Annotated in this window: 17 protein-coding genes, 2 tRNA genes and 1 riboswitch; of the genes, 9 read left to right on the top strand and 10 right to left on the bottom strand. The window is 46.7% G+C overall.

Annotated elements, in window-relative coordinates:
* Positions 1 to 74: 74 nt before the first annotated feature.
* The 4 genes from H8K52_RS11715 to fumC all read right to left on the bottom strand — a co-directional run bounded on the left by H8K52_RS11715 (position 75) and on the right by fumC (position 4,240).
* Complete coding sequence (locus H8K52_RS11715; RefSeq protein ID WP_186923093.1) at positions 75 to 2,201, bottom strand: TonB-dependent siderophore receptor; 2,127 nt, start codon at positions 2,199 to 2,201, stop codon at positions 75 to 77.
* A 57-nt stretch (positions 2,202 to 2,258) separates the two neighbouring features.
* Positions 2,259 to 2,359, bottom strand: a riboswitch (TPP riboswitch).
* 96 nt (positions 2,360 to 2,455) lie between these two features.
* A tRNA-Asn gene (locus tag H8K52_RS11710) sits at positions 2,456 to 2,531 on the bottom strand.
* 65 nt (positions 2,532 to 2,596) lie between these two features.
* Positions 2,597 to 2,672 (bottom strand) — tRNA-Asn (locus tag H8K52_RS11705).
* A 173-nt stretch (positions 2,673 to 2,845) separates the two neighbouring features.
* Positions 2,846 to 4,240, bottom strand: coding sequence for a class II fumarate hydratase (fumC, locus tag H8K52_RS11700; RefSeq protein WP_186923092.1), 1,395 nt, complete (start codon positions 4,238 to 4,240; stop codon positions 2,846 to 2,848).
* A gap of 178 nt (positions 4,241 to 4,418) precedes the next feature.
* Here fumC and H8K52_RS11695 point away from each other — a divergent pair, with 178 nt between their 5' ends.
* From H8K52_RS11695 to H8K52_RS11685, 3 genes are all read left to right on the top strand, one after another.
* The gene (locus H8K52_RS11695; protein WP_186923091.1) at positions 4,419 to 4,577 is read left to right on the top strand and encodes a DUF3309 domain-containing protein; all 159 of its coding nucleotides are present in this window, start codon (positions 4,419 to 4,421) and stop codon (positions 4,575 to 4,577) included.
* Positions 4,578 to 4,669: 92 nt separating this feature from the next.
* The gene (locus H8K52_RS11690; protein ID WP_186923090.1) at positions 4,670 to 5,242 is read left to right on the top strand and encodes a hypothetical protein; all 573 of its coding nucleotides are present in this window, start codon (positions 4,670 to 4,672) and stop codon (positions 5,240 to 5,242) included.
* A gap of 30 nt (positions 5,243 to 5,272) precedes the next feature.
* A complete protein-coding gene (locus H8K52_RS11685; RefSeq protein ID WP_186923089.1) occupies positions 5,273 to 6,466 on the top strand; it encodes an AI-2E family transporter in 1,194 nt (397 codons plus the stop codon).
* 175 nt (positions 6,467 to 6,641) lie between these two features.
* On the opposite strand, the gene H8K52_RS11680 is transcribed toward H8K52_RS11685, so the two are convergent.
* The 5 genes from H8K52_RS11680 to H8K52_RS11660 form a co-directional block, all read right to left on the bottom strand.
* Positions 6,642 to 9,419, bottom strand: coding sequence for a TonB-dependent receptor (locus tag H8K52_RS11680; RefSeq protein WP_186923088.1), 2,778 nt, complete (start codon positions 9,417 to 9,419; stop codon positions 6,642 to 6,644).
* A gap of 355 nt (positions 9,420 to 9,774) precedes the next feature.
* The gene (locus H8K52_RS11675; protein ID WP_186923087.1) at positions 9,775 to 11,061 is read right to left on the bottom strand and encodes an NAD(P)/FAD-dependent oxidoreductase; all 1,287 of its coding nucleotides are present in this window, start codon (positions 11,059 to 11,061) and stop codon (positions 9,775 to 9,777) included.
* Positions 11,058 to 11,312 (bottom strand): (2Fe-2S)-binding protein, encoded by a 255-nt coding sequence (locus tag H8K52_RS11670; RefSeq protein ID WP_186923086.1) that lies wholly within the window; start codon positions 11,310 to 11,312, stop codon positions 11,058 to 11,060. The genes H8K52_RS11675 and H8K52_RS11670 overlap by 4 nt, the downstream gene beginning before the upstream one ends.
* A 44-nt stretch (positions 11,313 to 11,356) precedes the next feature.
* Complete coding sequence (locus tag H8K52_RS11665) at positions 11,357 to 12,487, bottom strand: NAD(P)/FAD-dependent oxidoreductase (protein WP_186923085.1); 1,131 nt, start codon at positions 12,485 to 12,487, stop codon at positions 11,357 to 11,359.
* Positions 12,488 to 12,499: 12 nt separating this feature from the next.
* Entirely contained in the window at positions 12,500 to 13,453 is a 954-nt protein-coding gene (locus tag H8K52_RS11660; RefSeq protein WP_186923084.1) for a 4-hydroxyproline epimerase, read from the bottom strand.
* Between the two features lie 268 nt (positions 13,454 to 13,721).
* Between H8K52_RS11660 and ltaE the strand changes: the two genes are divergently transcribed.
* Positions 13,722 to 14,741 (top strand): low-specificity L-threonine aldolase, encoded by a 1,020-nt coding sequence (ltaE, locus tag H8K52_RS11655; RefSeq protein ID WP_186923083.1) that lies wholly within the window; start codon positions 13,722 to 13,724, stop codon positions 14,739 to 14,741.
* 63 nt (positions 14,742 to 14,804) lie between these two features.
* On the opposite strand, the gene H8K52_RS11650 is transcribed toward ltaE, so the two are convergent.
* Positions 14,805 to 15,956 (bottom strand): VCBS repeat-containing protein, encoded by a 1,152-nt coding sequence (locus H8K52_RS11650; protein WP_186923082.1) that lies wholly within the window; start codon positions 15,954 to 15,956, stop codon positions 14,805 to 14,807.
* 829 nt (positions 15,957 to 16,785) lie between these two features.
* On the opposite strand from H8K52_RS11650, the gene H8K52_RS11645 reads away from it, so the two are divergent.
* From H8K52_RS11645 to H8K52_RS11625, 5 genes are all read left to right on the top strand, one after another.
* Positions 16,786 to 17,412: a glutathione S-transferase family protein gene (locus H8K52_RS11645; protein WP_186923081.1), complete on the top strand. Its 627-nt coding sequence runs from the start codon at positions 16,786 to 16,788 to the stop codon at positions 17,410 to 17,412.
* 370 nt (positions 17,413 to 17,782) lie between these two features.
* Complete coding sequence (locus H8K52_RS11640) at positions 17,783 to 18,442, top strand: LysE family translocator (protein ID WP_186923080.1); 660 nt, start codon at positions 17,783 to 17,785, stop codon at positions 18,440 to 18,442.
* Positions 18,443 to 18,567: 125 nt separating this feature from the next.
* Positions 18,568 to 20,502, top strand: coding sequence for an energy transducer TonB (locus H8K52_RS11635; protein ID WP_186923079.1), 1,935 nt, complete (start codon positions 18,568 to 18,570; stop codon positions 20,500 to 20,502).
* A 9-nt stretch (positions 20,503 to 20,511) separates the two neighbouring features.
* Positions 20,512 to 21,411 (top strand): TIGR01777 family oxidoreductase, encoded by a 900-nt coding sequence (locus tag H8K52_RS11630; protein ID WP_186923078.1) that lies wholly within the window; start codon positions 20,512 to 20,514, stop codon positions 21,409 to 21,411.
* Positions 21,412 to 21,429: 18 nt separating this feature from the next.
* On the top strand, positions 21,430 to 22,059 hold the full coding sequence (locus tag H8K52_RS11625) for a tRNA-uridine aminocarboxypropyltransferase (RefSeq protein ID WP_343044190.1): 630 nt from the start codon (positions 21,430 to 21,432) through the stop codon (positions 22,057 to 22,059).
* Positions 22,060 to 22,063 lie beyond the last annotated feature (4 nt).

Below are 22,063 nucleotides of genomic sequence, written 5' to 3'. Positions count from 1 at the left end.
CTGATTTTGCAGAATTGGGAAGTGTGAGGGGCGTAGAGGCGAACTTAGTTGTTCGCCTCCATGAAAAATAACGCTTAAAAGTCGAACTGTCCCGATATTTTATAAGTACGCGGTGCGCCTGGGAATAAATAGCCTCCCAAACTTTGTGTTACATCACGCCAATAGAATTTATTGAAAGCATTGTTAACATCGAAACGGAAGGTGCTGACGACACCATTTAGTTGCGTTGTGTAGCGGGTGCCGAAATTGACCACGTTGTATCCAGGTACAGATACCTTATTGTCTGGGCTAAATGATTTGCCGCCTGAATATTGCCAAGATGCCGTCAGGTGTGTGCCATTCAAGATGCTTGGCGCGTAATCGGTGTAGACCGTGGATTTGAAGTTTGGCACGTTGGTTATACGTTTGCCTTCAATTGCTTGGTCGCCAGTATTATTTTGACGCGCATTGATTGCGGTAGCGCTGACGCCGAGTGTCCAGTCTTTGCTTAAGTTTCCTTGTGCTGATAGTTCTATTCCACGATGTTCGGCCTCGCCAGCACTAACGTAAAAATTAGCAGCATTGGTGTACTCGAAAGGTTTTGTGGTGCGGAATAATGCAGCTGAGTAGTTAAAGTCACGGCTTATTGCTGCCTTGACGCCAATTTCAAGCTGCTTCGATTTACCTGCATCGAGCATAAGATTTTCATTTTTAGTGCCGAATGGTGCAACGCCGCCATGTTCTAAGCCTTCGCTGGCGCTAACATAGGTGCTGATGACATTGTCAAGTTTAAATACCAATGCCAAGTTCGGTAGATTGTAGCTTTGTTCAAAGTCAGGGCTGCCTGCTTGCTTGCGGTCAACCTTCAGGTGACGTAAGCCTACATGTAGATCGAGCTGATTGCTCAAACTAATGATGTCTTGTGCGAAGAGTGAGGTTTCTTTATCGGTCCGATGTAAAGAAACTGGTCCAGATTTGCCATTTGTTAGCGGCACTGAAACCGGATGGAATAAGTTGCTGCTGCCAGCGTAGTCATACAAGTAGTCGCCAAAATAATCGCGACGTTGGGAGTTGCTTAAGCCGATCGCTAACTTATGTTGCACATCCCCTGTATTAAATTTGCCGTTCATCAGTATTTGTGCGCCGCGTAGTGATTTGGACTCATTTAGGCTGCGATAGTCGTACACGTCGTAATCACCATTTGCGCAGTAGCCTGGAAATAGGTTTTGCGCACTGCAACCATATGGAAAAGCCGTGTAATCATCGCGTTTGAATTCGTGATGGTTGCTGGAAATGGCGGCGATCCAATTACTGTTTAGTTGATATTCAAAGCGAAGGCCAATATTGCGATTAGTAGTATCAACTGGCTTTGCCCATTTTTGATCGTTCAACATTAAGTCGGCAGAAATACCGCGCGGCAGATCCGTGCCATTAAATAATTGAAAGCCGGGTACTGATAATTGTGATTTGTGTTGATGGTCGAGATCGATCTGGAATAGGGCAAGTGGCGTAATTTGCCAGTCAAACGCGGCGGATATGAATTGGCGTTCACCATCCGCACCTTTGACGTAAGAGCGTAATTTTTCACCTGCTACGTTGATGCGATAACCGAATTGTTTGTCATCAGATTTGCCGCCTAGATCCACTGCACCGTACAAAGTGCCACGCTCACTCGCTTCCACAGTGATGGCGCGTAGTGCGGTATTGCTCGGGCGCTTCGTAACATAATTTAAGATGCCGCCTGGTGTTGTAAAGCCGGCTTGTAAGCCGCTGACGCCTTTCAAAATTTCTAAGCGTTCTTTGTTTTCTAGGGGAATCGATGCATCACCTGGAATGGCAAAGCCATCTTTGCGATAACTCGATGCGTTATCGAGCGTAAAGCCGCGAATGGAAAACTGTTCTGCGTAGCCGATAGCGTTATAAGCCTCATTTACGCTAGTGTCGAATTTCATCGCATCGGTAGTTTGGCGGATTCGCAAATCTTGCAATTGGCTTGCAGAGAAACTGGTGATTGAGAGTGGTGTGTCTTGCAAAGGATTTTCAATAAACCCGCCGACTTTACTTGTTTCAGTTTTACCGCTGCGGCTACCGCTGATGACGACTTCTTGCAATGTTTGCTCTTTGCTTTGGGCGTAGGCTGTCGTGGAAGTAGTGAATGCCTGTGCAATTGCGATGGCAACTAAACTTAGGCGGAAATTAATGCGAAAACGTGGATTTGACATGATGCGTTCTTTTACTTGGTTAAGTCTGAACGTGCCAAGCAAAAGAGGGCGGATGAGCGGAGTCATCTTGCGCTTCCCTTCGCTGGCATTATCCAGATCAGGTTCAAGGGACTATCTCACCCGTACAGAAAATGTGTACAGGACCCCTAGCGAAGGCGAGACTGTAACATAAAACCAGTTGGAACGTTTTTGAATGGGGACGGGGATTGTGCTGAAATGAAAAAAGCCTTGTATCTCTACAAGGCTTTTTAATTTGGCTCCTCGACCTGGACTCGAACCAGGGACCTGCGGATTAACAGTCCGTCGCTCTACCAACTGAGCTATCAAGGAATAGAAGATCAACTTCTAAACTTTTTATTGCACTACATCTCTATTTCTAGAGCTACAAAATTCTGTGGCTCCTCGACCTGGACTCGAACCAGGGACCTGCGGATTAACAGTCCGTCGCTCTACCAACTGAGCTATCAAGGAACAGAGACAAACATTATAGGGAGCTTTCCTAAACTTGTCAAAAGTTTTTGCGGCAGATGCTTATTCTGGTCTGGTTTTTTTGTTGTGCAATTCAATACAATTTATACGCAAATGAAGTGCAGGCCTGCTTTTTCAGAGCTCACCTTTCATTTTTCTAAATTCTCGAATTCCACTCATGCTTTCGCTGCCAGCATGAATTGTGGGTTCATCCATAGGTCAAAGTCGGTTTCCGTCACAAACCCTAAAATTATCGCTGCTTCTCGTAAAGAGCAATCCTCATTATGTGCATACTTTGCAATTTGGGCGGACTTGTCGTAACCAATGTGGGGAGTCAGTGCTGTTACTAGCATGAGTGAATTCTTGAGTAAGTCATCGATGCGTTGTTGTCGCACTTGAATATCAATCAGACAGTGATTGCTAAAACTGCGCATCGCATCGCTGAGCAGACGTATGCTATCTAGCGTATTGAGTGCAATCAAAGGTTTATACACATTCAGCTCAAAATGCCCTTGGCTCGCAGCAAAGCCAATCGCAACATCATGTCCCAGTATTTGAGCGCATACCATACTAAGGGCTTCAATTTGAGTCGGGTTAACTTTGCCTGGCATGATAGAACTTCCAGGTTCATTCGCTGGTAATTGCAATTCTCCCAGACCCGCACGTGGGCCGCTGGCCATTAGGCGGATGTCGTTTCCAATTTTGGTCAGCGCGATTGCTAACATTTTTAGTGCTCCATGAAAAGCAACAATGGCTTCATGCCCAGCCATGGCAGCGAATAAATTGCTGGCCGGCGTGAAGGGCAGTGAAAATTTCTCTGCTAATAAATGCGCGACCCTAGTGCCAAATTCAGGATGTGTGTTTAATCCTGTGCCTACCGCAGTTCCACCGATCGCCAGGTTGTAGATGGCTGGTAGCGACTGATCTAAGCTGTTCTTGCACAATTCGATTTGTGCAGCATAGCCGCTAAATTCTTGGCCAAGTGTGATGGGTGTTGCATCTTGCAAATGGGTGCGCCCGACTTTGATCACGTCTTTAAATTCCACCGACTTGTCCTGCAAAGTTTTATGCAAATGTGCTAAAGCTGGAATCAATGTTTGGTGAGTTTGACGTGCAATTGCAATGTGCATGGCGCTAGGAAAAACATCATTTGAGGATTGGCCTAAATTGACCTCATCATTTGGATGTATTTTTTTAACGTTCTCCACTTCACCTTGCAAATCCTTGGTGGCTAAGTGGGCGATGACTTCATTGACATTCATATTGCTTTGCGTGCCAGATCCTGTTTGCCAAACCGAGAGGGGGAATTCTTGATCGAACTGGCCTTCCGCAACACTTAACGAGGCGTTTGCGATTGCTTTTGATCGGTTCTGTGAAAGGCGTTCAACAGCGTAATTGACACAAGCGGCAGCCCACTTGATGGCGGCTAAGGCATGGATGATGTCGATAGGCATACGTTGCTCACCGATGGCAAAAAAATGCAAGCTTCGCGCAGTTTGCGCTCCCCAAAGAACATGATTCGGCACTTCAATATCACCGAAGCTATCGGTCTCGGTTCGTGTTGATTGCATGTGAATACCTTTGATGTGGGGTGTTGGTGCAAGGCGCACGAGATGCGAACAGAATACTGCGATTTAAAGCAAACTGCATTGCGTATTCGGGTGCGTTTTCTGTGTGTGCTGGCGAACGGACTATCAGCTGAATCTTAGTTCTAATGTGGCTTACTTTAGTTTCTTGAGGAACGCGAATATGAGTATCGCTACTATTTTGTTGATTGTCTTAATTATTATGTTGATAGGTGCGTTTCCACGATGGCCTCATAGCCGAAACTGGGGGTACGGACCTAGCGGTGGACTTGGCTTGGTTTTTGTCATTCTGTTGGTCTTACTTTTAATGGGGCGGATTTAGTTTTTTTCTTATTGTTCGGAAAAGTAAATTCGTTTGGTTTATCTGTTTTCGCTGTTCCATGAAGTGTTTGGTTTTACGAAAGGCAATTAATTATGTCGCACATCATCGCAGGGTTTGTGCAGCAACAGGACCAAGTCGCAAAACTTATGTTGGCATTGCAAGCTGCTAAATTTGATGAAAAACGCATTAGCGCATTTTATGTAAACCCGCCCGGTCAACATGACATATTGCCTCAAGGCGGAGATCGGTTTGACTCGCCTGGAACGAAAGAGGTACTGACTGGCGTTGCGATCGGTGCGAGCGGAGGTGGTTTGCTCGGTGCAGCACTCGGCGTTGTTGCAATCCCCATCGGCGGCCCTTTTGCGCCGGTACTAGCTACCGCTGCAGGCGCTCATATTGGGTCCTTGATTGGTAGCGTGTCAGAAATGAAGGATAAAGGTCAGCCTGAAGTTGGCGGTGAGAATGCCTCAAGGCAGCGCAAGACCGGCATGATGGTTGCGGTTTACGTAATGGATGCGATTGAGGAAGTCGAGGTCATTCAGATTCTTAATTCTTTTGGCGCTCTCGATATTGAGACGAGTGTTGGAAAGATTGTGGATGGAGACTGGCACGATTTTGATCCTTTGACTACGCCGCATTTAGTCAAAAAAACGCCTCTTCAATAAATCTGAACCGAACTTAAAGTGCCGATTCTCATGGATATACAAGTCACCGAAAATGAAGTGCAAGATATAAGTACATCGCCGTTACCTATCAGTAATGAGCAGGTAATTAATAGTGCTAGCAACAGTCCAGTGACTTTGCCAATTCATGTAAATGCCCGCGGTTTAGCGTTAGGTTTAATCGCGAGCATTACCTTTATTTTTGCACTCCAGTGGGCGCAGAAATTTTTGGTTCCTCTGATCCTTGCTATTTTTATTGCTTATACGATTAATCCTCTGGTGAAGGGATTGCAAGCGATAAAGTTTCCACGCTTGCTAAGTTCCGTGCTGGTGACAATCGTTTTGTTATCAAGTGGAATTGGAATTGCAATCGCATTACAAGGCCAATTTGTGTCCATTATTGAGGCCTTGCCAGAAGCAAGTCATAAATTATCGCGCTTGATTGAAACTACGCCAAATGGCCAGCCGGGTGCATTAGAACAAATGCAAAGTGCTGCCACTGAAATTGTGCGCGCGGCAAACTCTGGTTCGATGACCGTCAGACCGGTAAAAAAAGTGGTCGCGGCTGAGGCCGCTGGTTTCAAAGTCATCGACTGGGTGTGGGCAGGCTCTTTAGGTATGTTGGGCTTCGTTGGTCAAGCGACCATGGTGATATTTTTAGTGTTTTTCCTGTTGGTCTCAGGGGATGCATTCAAACGCAAATTGGTGAAACTCACCGGACCGTCTTTGCATCAAAAGAAAATTACGGTCCATATTTTGGACGAGATCAATACCTCGATCCAAAATTACATGTTTATGCTACTAGTAACGAACGTAATGTTGGCCTTGTGTATGTGGTTGATGTTGCACCTGCTCGGTGTGGAGAACGCTGGTGCTTGGGCTGTCGCTGCAGGCCTGCTGCATATCATGCCTTATTTCGGATCTTTGATCGCCACAGCAATGATAGGTTTGGCGGCATTCTTGCAATTTGAATCCTTGCAAATGTTGTTATTGGTCGCAGGGCTTACGATAGGGATCGCCAGCTTGATTGGTACCGTGGTTACAACATGGATGACGGGACGTATCGCAAAAATGAATTCTGTCGCGGTATTTGTCAGTCTCTTGTTTGGCGCATGGTTGTGGGGTGTGTCGGGAATGTTGCTCGGAGTGCCGATGATCGTGATTTTGAAGGTGGTGGCTGAAAGGCTGGAGGGATTGGAATTTATTGCAGAGCTGTTGGCCGAATAGCTGAATTTGAAACTAGAGCACCAGAAAATTAGGTGCCCTAGCTTGATGCTGAAGATTGAATATCAGCAAGGTTTTCTTTGTGCTGATGCTATTGGAGGTTGAGTTTTTACACTTACCTCTCAATAGTCATCTAAAACCCTACCAATTATTTCAAAACTTTGACTACTTGTTTTACTTAGAACTGGTAACGCGCACCAACTTTAAAATAGCGTCCAATCGCACCGCTAGCATCCATTGGGTTATAGCTTAGGCCACCGTAAGTCAAAGGATCGAGTGGTGCAATTTTGTCTGTCAAGTTGGTGATAGACGCAAAAATTTGCAGATTTTTGGTGTAGTTCCAACGTGCAGACAAGTCCAGGGTTGTGAAAGATGCCAAGGTGCAGCCGTTAGGAGCGTCTTTGCCATCTGCAAATTTTGATGCACATAAGTCGCCTGCAAATGCGACGTTCTTCAAATCCGAGCGGTAGTTGAACGTGCCTGTTACATTCCAATCGCCTTTATCCCAAGATGTTGCGAAGTTAATCTTATCTTTCGGCGTACCTGCGCAGTTAGATGTATCACAATTACCATGCGTGCCGGCAAATTGATATTTTGTTGTTACTGATTCAGCACGCAACCAAGATGCGATATGAGTCCATGTCAAACCTAATGTTGTACGGCCATAATCACCCATGCTAATGCGGTATTTTGCATCCAGATCCAATCCTTTGATCTCTGTGTAGCTTGAATTGCGATATGGTGCTTTGGAAATGAGCAAGGTGCCAGAGTTAGGAACCACAACACCATTGATGACTAAGTTATTGTCAGCACGAATAGCAGTTGGTAAGGCTGCGGCTTCGTTGTACGGTAAAGGGTTAATTTCATTGCTGCGTTTGATTTGCCAAGCATCTAAAGACATAGATAAATTATTGATCGGCTCCCAGATCATGCCCAGCGTATAGCCCTTAGACTTCTCCGGTGACAGATTAGGATCGCCAACTTTGACAGCAGCAACCGACGCTGCGCAATCTGTGCTGGTTGCGCCAGGTGCAGGCGTGCCGTTTGGACAGCGAATTGGATCGCGTGCCGTTGCGGTACCTGTACTTTGACTTTCAGCACCAGATTCCGCCGGTCCTGGAGCACGGAAGCCTTCGGAATACGTGCCACGTAATGCAAATGATTTACTTGGCGTCCATTTTGCACCGAATTTTGGCGTGGTTGAGCTGAAACGATCATACTTGTCGTAACGCACAGCGGCGGATAACTCTAGATCTTTTAAGATAGGCGCCGCCAATTCAGCAAATACCGCGGATACTTTGGTGTCACCTTTAGCCGCAACATAGCTTGCATTAATGGAGCCGTTTGACGTGCCGCTCAACGATGGATTGTTGAGTTTTTCTTGGCGATGCTCAGCACCTACGGCGAGTCCTAACATACCTCCTGGCAATTCGATTAACTCACGAGAAGCTTTGATATCGACGATGTCGATTTGAGTTGTCGAGTCAGAGGTGGCAGTACGTACCATTGCAGAGTACAACGATGCTGGATTTTTGCTTGCTTGGGCACCAATATAATAAGGGAAATATGGGCTAGTTGAATCACCTAAGCTTGCTTTTACGACAGCCATATTCAGCATATTGGTATAAGCGAGTTGTAATTTCGATTCTGAATGTACGTAAGCAGTATCAAAGTCCCAGCCCGCAGCAACACCTTTAACGCCGACGACGAAACGATTGAATTCGTTATTGGCATTTCGTACGCTAGGGCCGATGTCGAATGCAGAGTAACGAACCCGCACCGGAACGCCATATGGATTTTGTGGGTGATTCGCGGCCATCATGATGGCTGTACCTGCACCAGTACCAAAATTAATTACGCCACTTGGTGTTGCCGCATTTGGCGGAAACGCGACGGTTGGAGTGATCGTTGGCGGAACCAATGCAAAATGCGTGTCACGTTTGGAATAACCCATTTCAGCATAGGCTTGCAGATCATTGTTCAGCTGCCATGTGCCGCGTGCGTATAAATTAGCGCCGTCAATTTGTGGCTGCATGGAGCGGAATTGATCTTGATGCCATAAACAGCCGCCTTTTGGATCTTGCGGACTTGACGTTGACAGTGCAGAGCACCCTGGCAAACTCACATAGGCCTTGGAGACAGGATCGAGCAAGGATCCCGTTGGACTTGGGGAGCCAGCTGTTGTTATATGACCAGCCGCGAATTGCGTCGTCATAGGATAACCCCATGGACGAATGTCGCCATGGCCTATCCATGCACGATCGGCACGATCTTTATTCATGATTTCATCCGACTTATAGGCTTCGGCATTAAATAAGAAGTTGTAGCCATCTTTGTTTAAATTCCCCAATCCAACTGTCAAAGATCCTTTGGCTTGTTGTTGATCTGAGTATTTGGAAATCCCATAATTGCCTTTGAGAATGACACCCTCAAAATCTCGGCGCAAAATAATGTTGACCACGCCAGCAATGGCATCAGCGCCATAAGTCGATGATGCACCGTCCTTCAAAACTTCGATACGGTCAACCGCTTCCATCGGTACAGTGGATAAATCGGTGAAACTTTTTTGTCCATCATCAGCACGCGCAAACGGCGCCATGCGACGACCATTTAATAAGACTAAAGTGGAAGTTGCGCCCAAGCCGCGCAAGGAAATTGCTGTTGAGCCCGCTGCAAAACCGTTCCCGAATCCAGTTGGCAAAGAGCCTGCGCCATCTGCTGTTAACGTCTGTAAATATTCAGCGACGGTGGCTTTGCCTGACTTGGCCAATTCTTCACGGCCAATGACTTGGATCGGCGAGGCGGATTCAGTTTGCGTGCGCTTGATGCTCGATCCGGTGACCTCTACCCTTTGCGTCGCAGTGGTATCTTGCGCAAATGTCGGTTGCGCAAAACTCGCGACGGCGGCGGTAAACGCAACAGACAATGCTTGCGCTAAGGCAGTTTTTTTAAACATAGTTGACTCCGAAGAAATGTTGTTTCAGTGAAAAAAATCTTGTTTCCTCAAATCCTAAAATGAAAACTACGACTGTAAATATGTCTTATTCGCCGTATTTAGGTGAGTGAAATTTGAATATATTTTCTTGAAGATATAATTTATGAAAAATAATTTTCAATTTATGTATAAGACCATTCGAAGCAGGAACCTGTCAATTGAAAATCAAATTTATTGCAAATAAACAACATTTTTCTCGGATTTGAAATTTGGGGGGAGGTTCTTTCAATACGCATTATTTGGATTTGAAACGCGGTATTTTGTTGTTGAGGGGTGCCGCTATTTTTGTCTTTTGACTGCCCAAATTTTTGATAATTTATTTTTCACTTGTGTGTAAGTTCAGCAAGCTAGCGATTTTTGCCGTGCTGATAGGAAGGCGACCTGCATCTTTTTCCCATGAAAATAAAAAGCGATTGGCACTGCCGCAGATGCGGCCTTGGCAAGCTCCCATGCCACAGCGTGTGTGTAGCTTAGCATCGCGCCAATCCCGATATTGTTGTAATTGCCCGTAACTCACATCCTCACAGCGGCATACGATCGTGTCGGAGTTGCACAATTGGCGCAACTCCGAGCGTAAGCTAAAGGCAGTATGCAGGCGAATTGCGAAGCGCTGCCAAGTTGTTCGTTCTGAAAAGTACTGTTGGGCTTTTGTTAGGTTGGAGCTTGCCGCATAGCCGGCAATATAGCCTTCTGCGAGTGCTAAATCCACACCACCGATGCCAGTTCCTTCACCTGCACAATACACACCAGCCTGGCTGCTTTCTTGCCATTCATTCACAGCTACTTTCTGGTTCGCATTGTCATCGTTGAGTTGACAGCCAAACGCAGCGGCTAATTCTATATTCGGAATCAATCCATAGCCGCAGGCGAGCATGTCGCAGGTGAACTCTTGAATTTCACCTTGGACCGAGGCCCGCACATTTTGAACTTGAGTGTCACCATGTGCGGAGAGTACATAACTGTCTGCGTGGTAGATGGTTTCCTTCAGAGCTCGACCTAATGTGAACGCTTGCTTTATTTTTCTTGGGGTCGCGAGCAAGCCGAAGGCAAAGCGGCTGAGTTTAGTAAATGTTGCCTGTTCTATGATGTGTGTAACTGTGGCACCACGTTCTATCAATGTGGCTGCTACCGCTAACATTAATGGTCCAGTGCCAGCGATAATCACCGATTTTCCTTCGACCGGATAGCCTGCTTTCGTGAGTGCCTGAAGTCCGCCTGCACCAGTCACCCCGTTTAGAGTCCAGCCAGGAAAGGGCAGCAATAGTTCACGAGCGCCAGTACAAAGTAGAATTTTTTTTGCCGAAAATATTTGTGGTTCTGACACACCTTGGGTTTCGACCACGACCGTGTACTCGTCATCTTTTTGCGTGACGTGGACCACTTTCGATTGGAAATGAAAGCGTACATGATCACAATTACTCAGCGTTTTCCACAAGGCTTGTGCTCGTATATCGCTTTGTGATTGTGCTCCGCCTCGCCAAATTTGGCCACCAGACATAAAGTTGTCATCGATGATGTCGATTTGAGCGCCTGACTCGGCAGCTGCCGACGCTGCTGCTAGACCGGATGGCCCCGCGCCGATGATGAGAATGTCGCTAATCATGCAAAATTTCCGGTGAGGATAGTCATGTCATTGCTGCATAAAGTTTGGCAAGCGAGTTGGTGCGCATGTCCATTAATTGTAACGCGACATTCTTGGCAAATGCCCATGCCGCATAAAGGTGCTCGCGCCATACCCGTAACGGAGATGCGTGTGCTTGTGATGCCGCAGCGGGCTAAAGCTGCCGCCACGCTAATGCCAGGCTCGACTCGATGTGAGGTGCCATTAATTGTCAGGGTGATTTGTGCGGTCATAACATTGTCTATTTAAGATTCGGAGTATCGCCGTTTTAATGACATCAATGTGAATTCATTGCGCGCGTTGGCCAATAGGCTGCGACATCGATTTGACTCGGTAGTCCGCAGATTTGATCTTTTAAAATTTCGGCGGTCGCTAATGAGGTTGTGATGCCCAAGCCTTCATGACCAGTTGCCATCCAAACATGGGGTCTATTCGGGTGTGGTCCTATGTATGGCAATCCATCAGGAGTGGCTGCGCGAAAACCGGTCCAAGCGCGGATCGTCTTGAGATTGGCTAATGCAGGAACATAGCTGCATGCCTGCATTAACATTTTGCGCAAGATGTCGTTGTCGATTTCTTTGTGGGTAATGTCAAATTGGCGTGAGGATCCAACAAATACCTGACCGGTCGGACGAGGTTGGAGATTGAAAGCAACTGAATCGCCGTCAGAGGCGTGGGCGCTTTTGATATAGCCTAATTCTACCAATTGATGGCGAATAAATTGCGGATAGCGATCCGTAATCAACAAATGTCCCTTTTTATGGCGCAGGGGCAAATCACCGATTAATTGATTCGCAGCTATGCCATTGGCGACAATGACGTGATCCGCAGCCATCTCGCTGCCGTCGGCTAATTTGACGCCACGATCGATTAACTTAGTGACTGTGCTACGCTGCCAGATTGCATCGTGAGCGAGTGCAAGGTCGAGCAAAATTTGGGCGCTTTTGGGCGGATAGACCAGGGCATCTTGATGCACTAACAGTCCTCCCGCGAGGCCAGCACGTAATTGAGGTTCGCGCTGTTGTAACTGTGCAGAATTGAGAATTTCACAGCTAATATCATGTGCTTGTAGAATCTGCAGTTTAGCTTGTGCTGCGGCCATTTCTTCGTCATCTGCCGCGACCCAGATGGTGCCGCATTGACTGTATTCATGGCGATTAGATTCACGTACATCTTCAGTGACAAGGCGTCGCCATAGTTCCAATGAATAGCGACTCAATGCCAATTCCGCAGGGTTGTCATCCATCACCACTAAATGTCCCATGCCTGCCGCAGTCGTGCCGCCGCCTATCGTGCCCGGTTCGATGATACAAACTTTAACGCCAGCCTGAGCTAAGCTGGCGGCACATGCGCAACCGATGATGCCGCCACCGATGATAATGGCATCGAATTTTTCGTGGATAGTCATAATCGATGTGATTTAGCGTATGCCATAAACGAAGGGATCACGCTCATCTAAAATCAGGCTGGCTTCCGCATTCACAAAAGCGGTGCCGCGCAGTGTAGGATGTATTTTTCCATGGTCTTGGCTATGCCGAAAACTACCTTCAAAGACGCTGCCAATGATACTTTCTTGGCGCCAGATTTCCCCTTCAGCGAGTTTGCCGTCCGCTGCCAGACATGCAAGCTTAGCGCTGGTGCCAGTGCCGCATGGTGATCGGTCATAGGCTTTACCCGGGCATAGCACAAAATTTTGGCTATCGTTTTCAGGCGACGATGGCGGTGCAAATAATTCGATATGGTCGATCTCGCCTCCATTTTCGCCAGTGATTCCTGCAGCCGCGAGGGCTTCCCGCACTCGCCACGCAAAGCTGGTCAGTGCTTCCACATTCGCCAGACGCATATCTTGACCATGATCCGCAATTAGGAAAAACCAATTTCCACCCCAGGCAATATCACCAGTAACCGGTCCATGATCTTCAACTTCTATCGTGACAGCATGCTGTGCACGGTAAGCGGGTACGTTATGTACGCTCACACTTTGGTCTTCATGTAGTTCGACTTCTACGGGCCCGACCGGCGTATCAATGTGATGACGCCCTTGCGCCAAAACACCTTGATAGGCCAGTGTTGCGACTAAACCGATAGTGCCGTGCCCGCACATACCAAGATAACCTACATTATTGAAGAAAATTACCCCCACTGAGCACGCAGGGTTATGTGGCTTGCACAATAATGCGCCAACCAAAACATCGGAGCCTCGTGGTTCGCACACCACAGCACTGCGTATATGATCAAACTCTTCCTTAAACCTGTTCACCCGTTCTGATAGAGGGCCATTGCCCAAATCAGGGCCGCCATCGACAATTAAGCGTGTTGGTTCGCCGCCGGTATGTGAGTCGATAATATGGATTCGTTTGTGAGAATTTGGCATAGTGCAATCTCCGTCTGTGCTGAAGTCTGGAATAGGGCAGAGTGTAGCCAAGTTTTTAACGACTTGTCTTGCTAAATTACAGTTTATCGCACGCAGAATTCTGCATAGTCAAATAAGGTAGTGGAAATCACATTGTTGGTGGAGTAATTTATAACATTTCTTATATGTCGCGGAACCAAATTGCAGAAATCTCTTCCAACGCATTCCTTCGTTTGGAATGGCAAGCGAGTAGACTCTATTCACTATAAAAAATTGGAATACAAAAAACATGACAGCTTTGATCGATTTTAGAAGTGATACCGTGACCCGACCAAGTCAAGCGATGCGCGCTGTAATGAGTGCAGCCGAAGTTGGCGATGATGTTTATGGTGATGATCCCAGCGTCAATGCGCTTGAAGCAAAAGTGGCGAACATGATCGGGATGGAATCAGCGATGCTCGTAGCGAGTGGCACGCAGAGTAATTTGGCCGCATTGCTGACACATTGTGGACGCGGTGATGAATACATTGTTGGGCAAAATTATCATACCTATTTGTATGAGTCGGGCGGCGCTGCCAGTCTAGGTAGCATCGTCCCGCAACCAGTGCAGGTGGAGGCTGATGGTAGTTTAGACTTAAACAAAATCGCAGCAGTAATCAAGCCCAATGATTTGCATTATGCGCGTTCAAAGTTACTCAGTTTAGAAAATACCCACTCTGGCAAAGTCTTGAGTAATCCTTATTTGCAGTCGGCAATTACCTTTGCTCGTGAACACAAGCTAGCGGTGCATTTAGATGGTGCAAGAGTGTTTAATGCCGCGGTTGCCCAGCAGATGTCGGTCAAAGACATATGCGCTGGATTCGACACGGTGTCAGTTTGTTGTTCAAAAGGACTGGGAGCACCTATCGGTAGTCTCTTGTGCGGGACACATGAATTCATTCAAGAAGCCCGCCGTTGGCGAAAAATGCTTGGCGGTGGAATGCGGCAGGCGGGGATTATCGCTGCCGCAATTGACTACGCACTGGATCATCATGTCGCTAGACTAGCCGACGATCATGCCAATGCGCAGCGGTTGCAACACTTACTATGTGACATGTCAGAGCTGCAGGTGAGCGAAGCGAATACCAATATGTTATATATCGAATTCCCATCGCAGGATGTCGGTGTGCGTGCAGGTCAATTTTTGCGTGAGCATGGTATTTTGATTTCAGCCGCTAAGCGCGTGCGTTTAGTGACCCACCTCGATATCGGCGCCAACGACATCGATCGATTTGTTGTCGTATTAAAGCAATTTTTCCATACGCGTTGAAACGTCTTCAACAAGCAGCATGCGAGGCTTGCTGCTTGTTTATTCCAGAGATTGCTGCCGTCGCTATACGGTCAAATCTACCTGTTGCAAGCTCTTGGCTTGGCCATCCTCAGTCAACCACAGTCCGGATGATCTGATTTTTCCGTCGCTTTGATTGTTTCCACTCTTTAATTCAAATGGTGTTTCAACATTGCCTAGAAACAGGGCGCCGACATTGGCTTGTTTTAGCTTTTGTAATTGATCTTTACCAGCGCCATCTTTGGTCCATACTTGCAGCTTGTCGAAGATCGCATCATTCTCATCGATCCAGTGATTGCCATCGCTATCATAGGCAGCGAGTTCGGCAAAACCATTCCCTGTACCTGGGCCAAATAGTTCGGAACCATCATTGATCTTGCCATCGCCGTTTTTGTCGAAGGCAAGGAAACCAGCGCCCTGAACAAAGGAAATGTTTTCCTTTTTGCCGTCAGCATTGAGGTCAAAAGAAAATTTCTGCGAAGTCAGTTGCGCGCTATTACCTGAAAAATTCAAGGTCAATGGGTCAACCTTTTTGCCATCCCCTTGACGTATCTGGGTGTGGCTCTCTTCATGGTAGCTGCGGCTTAGTTCAAAATTGAGATTGAATTCGATCTTACGATTGTCGGCAGTCGTGATGGTCCCACTGGATTGAAATTTGATTTGTTCGGTTTCGGTGTAGCTATGATGGACATCGATCTCGACACCCCAGCCGGCGTTCGTACGTGCATTTTGTGCGGCGCCGCCAGAGTTCGCAGGGGCTGTCGTCGGTGCTGTGGTGGGCATGTCGATGTTGGCGCTTGTGTCGTTGCTCTCTAAGTCGGCAGTTCTCAGATTTTCAATCTTTCGACCAGTTAATTGTTCTATTAAATACTTAATCACCATCATGCGTGGGTCATTATCAATATCGTCCTGCACTTTGTCGACAGCTTGACTGGCTTGCGCTTCCTCGTTCTGCGCTCGTAGTGCGGCTTCTGAAAGTTGAACCATATCGATTGGTAATTGTCGACGTTGATTCGGTGCCGGATCTACATTCGTCACGCGAGAATTCCCATCAACAGACCCACGCAGGCGGGCTTCCATTCCTTCAAAATCAGGACGCTTATTTCCTACCCAGGCACGTGTCCTTTCTTGCGTTTCTAGTTTTTGAGTCGCCAGATAGTTGGAATTCATTTGTATGTCGGAAGTCGCGATTTTCATTTGCCTGTCCTATCAAAATACGCATTTAAGTTCATCGGCCGAATTTATTCGAGCCCTATTGCTGATTACATTTTTTTCGCACAGTTATGTGGTTGGGTGATGTCGTTGTGTGTACAAATTTGATCTCATTCGTTTTAAGGCTCGTAAAAGACCTACGTGTTTAGCGCGTGCACCATCACAGGCCTGACAATCACAGACATACTGTTTGAGAATTTGGCTTGTAAACGCAGACCGCGATCATTCCAGACGAAATGTCAGTCCTTGCTGATGATGAATACGAGCGGTAGATGTGGCGCTCGTTGCTAAAGGGTATCGGTTGATTTTCTGAAAGCTTGATTTTTTCTCTTAGATAGTTTCATCGTGAAAAATCATAAAACTAATGCTTTTTTATCTGAAGACTTAAGTTAACTGACAAGCCGAAGCGCGACTTGACAAAATCTACAGAGGTGCTGAGTTTTGAGTCGCACATCGCCATTTTGTTGGTTCTCAAGAGACGGGGGGCAAAGAAGAATCGTCGAATTTGCCAATTCGAATTGCTGCGTTCAAACCTTCTTCCATCACGTCGGCAAGACGATTGCTTAAATCGAATTCGACTGATGCACACGGTTTTAAGGTGCTGCGCGGCGCAGCACTACACTGTCGTTATCGATCACGCTCAATAAGACCTTCATATTGTGTAATTTATCCATGGCTTGTATTGATGATTGTTTTCTACTGGATAGTGATGAATTAAATGACCATGTATCCTTTCTTATTGTGGTTAGAATTATGCTGGCTGTTCCTGCTAACTACATTATCATTGCTGATTTTTAGATATGCGGGGTCTTACATGCTAGTCATTCTCGGTAAAGCGAGTTCAATTAATGTGCGAAAAGTACTGTGGGTCTGTGAAATTATTGGTATTCCTTATCAGCTAGAGCCGTATGGTTCTGGCACCGCGAATTCTGTAGAAAGCGCAGAGTTCTTGGCCTTAAATCCACATGGCATGGTGCCAGTGATGATCGATGATGATTTTGTGTTGGTTGAATCGAATACCATTTGTCGCTATTTGGCTGCGAAATATCAACGTAGCGATTTGCTGCCAGCAGGGCCAGCCGAACGTGCGCAAGTTGAAAAATGGATGGATTGGCAAATCAGTGATTTGAACAGTGCTTGGCGTTACGCTTTTATGGCGATTGCACGCCAGAGCCCATTGCATCGGGATGCCGAGTTGTTGCATCGCAGTTGCGTCGAGTGGAATCACCACATGCGCGTGATTGAGCAGCATTTAGAAACGCACTCTTCGTTCTTAACTGGATCACAATTGAGCTTGGCAGATATCGTGATTGGTTTGTCGATACATCGTTGGAAGTCGACAGCACTAGACCATCCATCATTTCCAAACATCGAGGCGTACTACCTCAGATTGAGTGAGTTACCTGGTTTTGTGGCACATGTCGCCAACGGTTATCCCTAGTGTTGAACATGTCATCGTATCCGTATCGGCGGCACATAATCCAGAGCGGACTGTTTCAATGCTAACGATTATTGCGTGAAGACTAAGTCCGGACCAAGTCCTGGAATGTTGTTGTTTAAAATCTTGTGCGCGATGAACCTGATTAGCATTCGTGTTAGGAATATTGGCAATGGCTTCGCGTTAGTTGAAGATGCGCTTGAAGTAAAATCAGGTATCCTACTGCCAATTCCGGTAGGGTTATCATGAACAAGAGGTTTTTGATCGCTTAGTTCAATCCAAGAACAGTCTCATTTCTTAGTGCAGTGAATGTTGTCATCACGAGATGATCGCAGGTTTGCAACACAATTCAATATTTTTGGCGTTATCAATTATGAGCTTCACAACCTGGTTTTCCTTCTTCTGCGCTGCTAGTTTAATCGCAATCTCACCTGGCTCCGGCGCGATACTTTCGATGTCACATGGTTTGGCGTATGGCGTCAAACGCGCCAGTGTCACGATTCTCGGTTTGCAGTTTGGTTTGTTACTTGTTTTAATTATCGCTGGTGCCGGCGTAGGCTCATTGCTATTAGCTTCTGAAGCGGCATTTAGTGTCGTGAAAGTCCTTGGCGCTTTGTACTTGATGTATCTGGGTGTGACGCAGTTTTTTAGTCAGGGAGGAAACGACGTGCCGCTACGAAATCAAGGCACGGAAGAGTGTAGTCATGTTCCCAGTTTTCGACGCCGTGTGTTGACTGGATTCTTAACGAATGCGAGTAATCCTAAAGGTATTGTGTTTATGGTCGCGGTCTTACCGAATTTTATTAATAGCCAAGCTGCATTGTTACCACAACTAACGATTTTGGCGATCACGATGGTGATCGTCGATACGGCGGTGATGCATAGTTATGCTTTTTTAGCAGCGTCAATGCAAGATCTGCTGCGTGACGCTAAAGCGCAGCGTATGCAGAATCGGGTGTTTGGTGCTGTATTGGTGTTGATAGGTGCTAGTTTATTCTTTGTAAAGCGCGATGCCGCTGCTAGTGTTTCCTGATTTTTGTAGCGCCATGCAAACTGATGACAGATTTTATTATCGGTAATCCATGCAACATCACTCATAAGAAGCGTAAAAAATCTGGGATAATGAATCTTTACTTCTTCTTATGAATTGCCATTTGCATGCGTTTTGAATCCAATCTAGATGAACCCCAAGTGTTAAGCGATGCTGCTGTCGCAAATCGACGCTTGATCGGTGGCATTTTGGTTTCTTTATTGTTTCACGCGCTGATTTTATCATTGCAATTTGGTATCCCCGGGCTAGATCTTCCAAGTTTGGAAGTTCCTTGGAAAGAACGACGGACACCGATAGAGTCCCTCCGCGTCGAGATTGCAAGCCCCGCACCAAAAGCGCTACCACTGCCACCGACACCAGCGGTCACTTCTCCCGAATTATTTAAGCTGCCAACGCCAATTTTGCCGCCACCGGTCCCCAAGGATAGTTTTCCAGTCAGCAGTGCGATACAGATTTTGGCCGCGAAGCCTAGTAGCGCACCATTGCCTGAAAAAGTCGACTCAAGAAAAACAGCCAAGATTAGAGCGCCAAAGCTTGTCCCACAAGTGGTGAGAGTCGTGCCGCCTCCAGCGCAAGCACCGACTCGCATCATCGCGCAAGAGCTCACAAAAAATGATGATTTCGTCGTTCCTTTGACTAGTGAAGAAGATGTGCTCAGAAACGTCCAAGATAAAAAAGAGGTGAATCAGAAATTGGAAGCAATCCCTGCTGATGCAGTGATCGATAAAAATGCGGAAGCGGAAATGAAGTTGGAGCAACAACGTCAAGAGGAATTGAAACAACAAAAAATAGAGCAAGAGAAGATTTTGGCTGAACAAAAACAGCAAGTAGAAGACAGTCAGAAACAAATCGTGAATGCAAGCCTAGCAAAATTGAAGCAACAAGAAGATCAACTGGCGGCAGAGTTAAAGCGACAACAGGCGGAGCAAATCGCTCAAAATAAATTACGTTTGCAGCGCGAACGCGAACAGGCACTCGAGGAGGCCTTGCGGGAAGCTAAACGACAAGAGCTATTGACTCAAGAAACTTTAAAACAGGAAGAGCAACGACGTCAGGCGGAGCAAAAACGCGTGCGTCAGTTGGCGCAAGAGCAGGAACAACAAAAACAAGAAGCGTTGGCACAAGCCCAGTTGCGGCAAAAACAGTTGGAACAAGAGAGTGAAAAAAAACGTGCTTTAGAATTGTCGGAGCGTCGACGTCAGGATGAGCTGGAGCTGCAAAGAATAGAACAACAACGTCAGGCACAATTAGCGCAGCAAAAAGAACTTGAGCAAAAAGCAGCAGAACAACGCGCGCTTGAACAAAAGCTTGTGCAGCAGAAGTTATTGGAGCAAAAAATAGCCGAGCAAGCATTGGCAGATCAGCGCGCTGCTGAGCAAAAAGCACTAGCGGAAGCGGTTCGAGCGAACGCAGCAAAAGAAGCTGCTACGCTAGCACAAACGGCTAAGCTGGCTGGGGCGCAGACGGGGAATCAAACCAGCACGCAAGCTGGTGCAGGGAATGCGAAAGACGCTTTGGGACAAGGTAAAACCAGTACTGCTAATGCTAACTCTGGATTGCCGCAAAGCTTGGGGTCTGGAGATTTGGCAAGTCGTTTGCGAGAGCAGGCTCGTAATAGTGATTTATTTAAGTCGGCACCCTCTACCGGTAAATTAAGCGATGACAAGCCTGCGCGACGTCGTAGTTTCCTTGGCGCTTATGACAAAGAAGTACCTTTACGTATGTACGTTGATAGCCTTAAACAAAAGGTAGAGCGCAATGGTAATTTAATTTATGAACGGCGTACCTTGAGTGACGTCGAACATAATGTCTTGGTCAATATGGTTGTCCGTAGTGACGGCAGTATCGAAGACGTGACGATCTTGCGTAGTAGCGGGTCAAGAGCAATAGATGAAAAAGCGCGCAATATCATTATGGCGAATGCCCCGTATTCAGCCTTTCCTCCTGCTTTGGCATTGAAATATGATGTCATCGAGATTCAGCGAGTGTGGAGTTTTGGTGATCGTCTACGGATCTTGGATAATTTGCCGTCTTCATTTTAAGATAGAAAAATGCGTATATTAATTACTGGTGGTACTGGATTGATCGGCCGCACGTTGTGCGCGGCATTGAGTGCGCGAGGCGACGAGCTGACCGTATTAAGTCGTCGTCCACAGCAGGTTGCGGATTTATGTGGAAGTGGCGTTCATGCTATTCAACATCTGGATGAGTGGACTCCAGAAATGCAATTCGATGCAGTCATTAATTTGGCTGGTGAACCGATTGTGGATGCTTATTGGACTAGCAAACGTAAGCAGGTTTTGCGTGATAGTCGCATTCAATTAACCCAGCAATTAGTCAAAAAAATTCAACAGGCCAAAACGAAGCCCCGTGTACTCATTAGTGCTTCTGCCATTGGTTATTACGGTATGGTTCCAGACCTAAGTTTGGATGAGCACGCGCCCTGCGGTAAGGATTTTTCGGCGCAACTTTGTGTCGATTGGGAACGGGCAGCAAGTGCCGCAAAAGAATTTGGTGTTCGAGTCGTACTTTTACGTACCGGTTTAGTGCTGGATGAAACGGGGGGGATGTTAAAGAAAATGTTGCTGCCGTTTCGGTGTGCCTTAGGTAGTCGCTTGGGTGACGGAAAACAATGGATGAGTTGGATACATTGGCAAGATTATCTGCTTGCGGTCTTGTATTTATTGGATCATCCTGAGGCGAATTCTGCCTTCAATCTGACCGCACCTGCGCCTGTTACCAATGCGGAATTTACCCAAGCATTAGCCCATGTTGTTGGTCGTCCTGCGGTGTTTGTGGCACCAGCTTTTATCTTGAAGCTGGCGATGGGGGAGCGTTCTGATTTACTTTTAGGTGGTCAAAAAGTAGTACCGCATCGTTTGCTGCAAAGCGGTTTTCATTTTGAATTTCCTGATTTGCCATCGGCATTTCAAGAAATTTTGAAATCCTGATTCAAGCGCATTTCGTTCGTGAGCACTCCCCTCAATACGAATAAGCGTGCAGTCTGCTCGCGTTGTTTACGGGCTATGCGTGCTTGTATCTGTGGATGTGTGAGACAAGTGGAAAGTCAGATTGAGGTTCTGATTCTCCAACACCCAGCCGAAGTCAATCATGTGAAGGGTAGTGCGAGATTGCTGCACTTGTGCCTGCCGCGCAGTGCGATTTTGGTAGGTGAACGATTCACTGAAGAGGACTTACATCCCTTTTTTGCACAAAATCCGAGAACTAATGTCTTGTTGTATCCTGATTTTGAAGGTGCCGATAGTCCTTCAGCGCAAGGTTTCCTCGCCGATGAAAAGCAATCAATTCGTTTGGTCTTGTTAGATGCCAGCTGGCGTCATAGTAAACAGATGCTGATGCACAGTCCTGCGCTGCAACGAATTCCTCGTTATGCTCTGCATCAAACGCCACCTTCGCGCTATCAGATTCGGCATGCCTATACTCAAGAGCAACTATCGACTCTGGAAGCCTGCACTTATGCCTTGATGCAGCTGGAATCACCTCCCGATAAATTCAACGCTTTGTTGCAAGCCTTTGATGCATTCAATGACTTGCAAATTAGCTTTGGAGCAAATAAATTATTAAGGGCAAAAAAATAAATTA

This window comes from Affinundibacterium seohonense, from assembly GCF_014284305.1.
In the GTDB taxonomy this organism is placed as follows: domain Bacteria; phylum Pseudomonadota; class Gammaproteobacteria; order Burkholderiales; family Burkholderiaceae_D; genus Undibacterium; species Undibacterium seohonense.
Note: the sequence above shows the minus strand (reverse complement) of the source record. Positions and strands in the feature narration are given on the sequence as shown.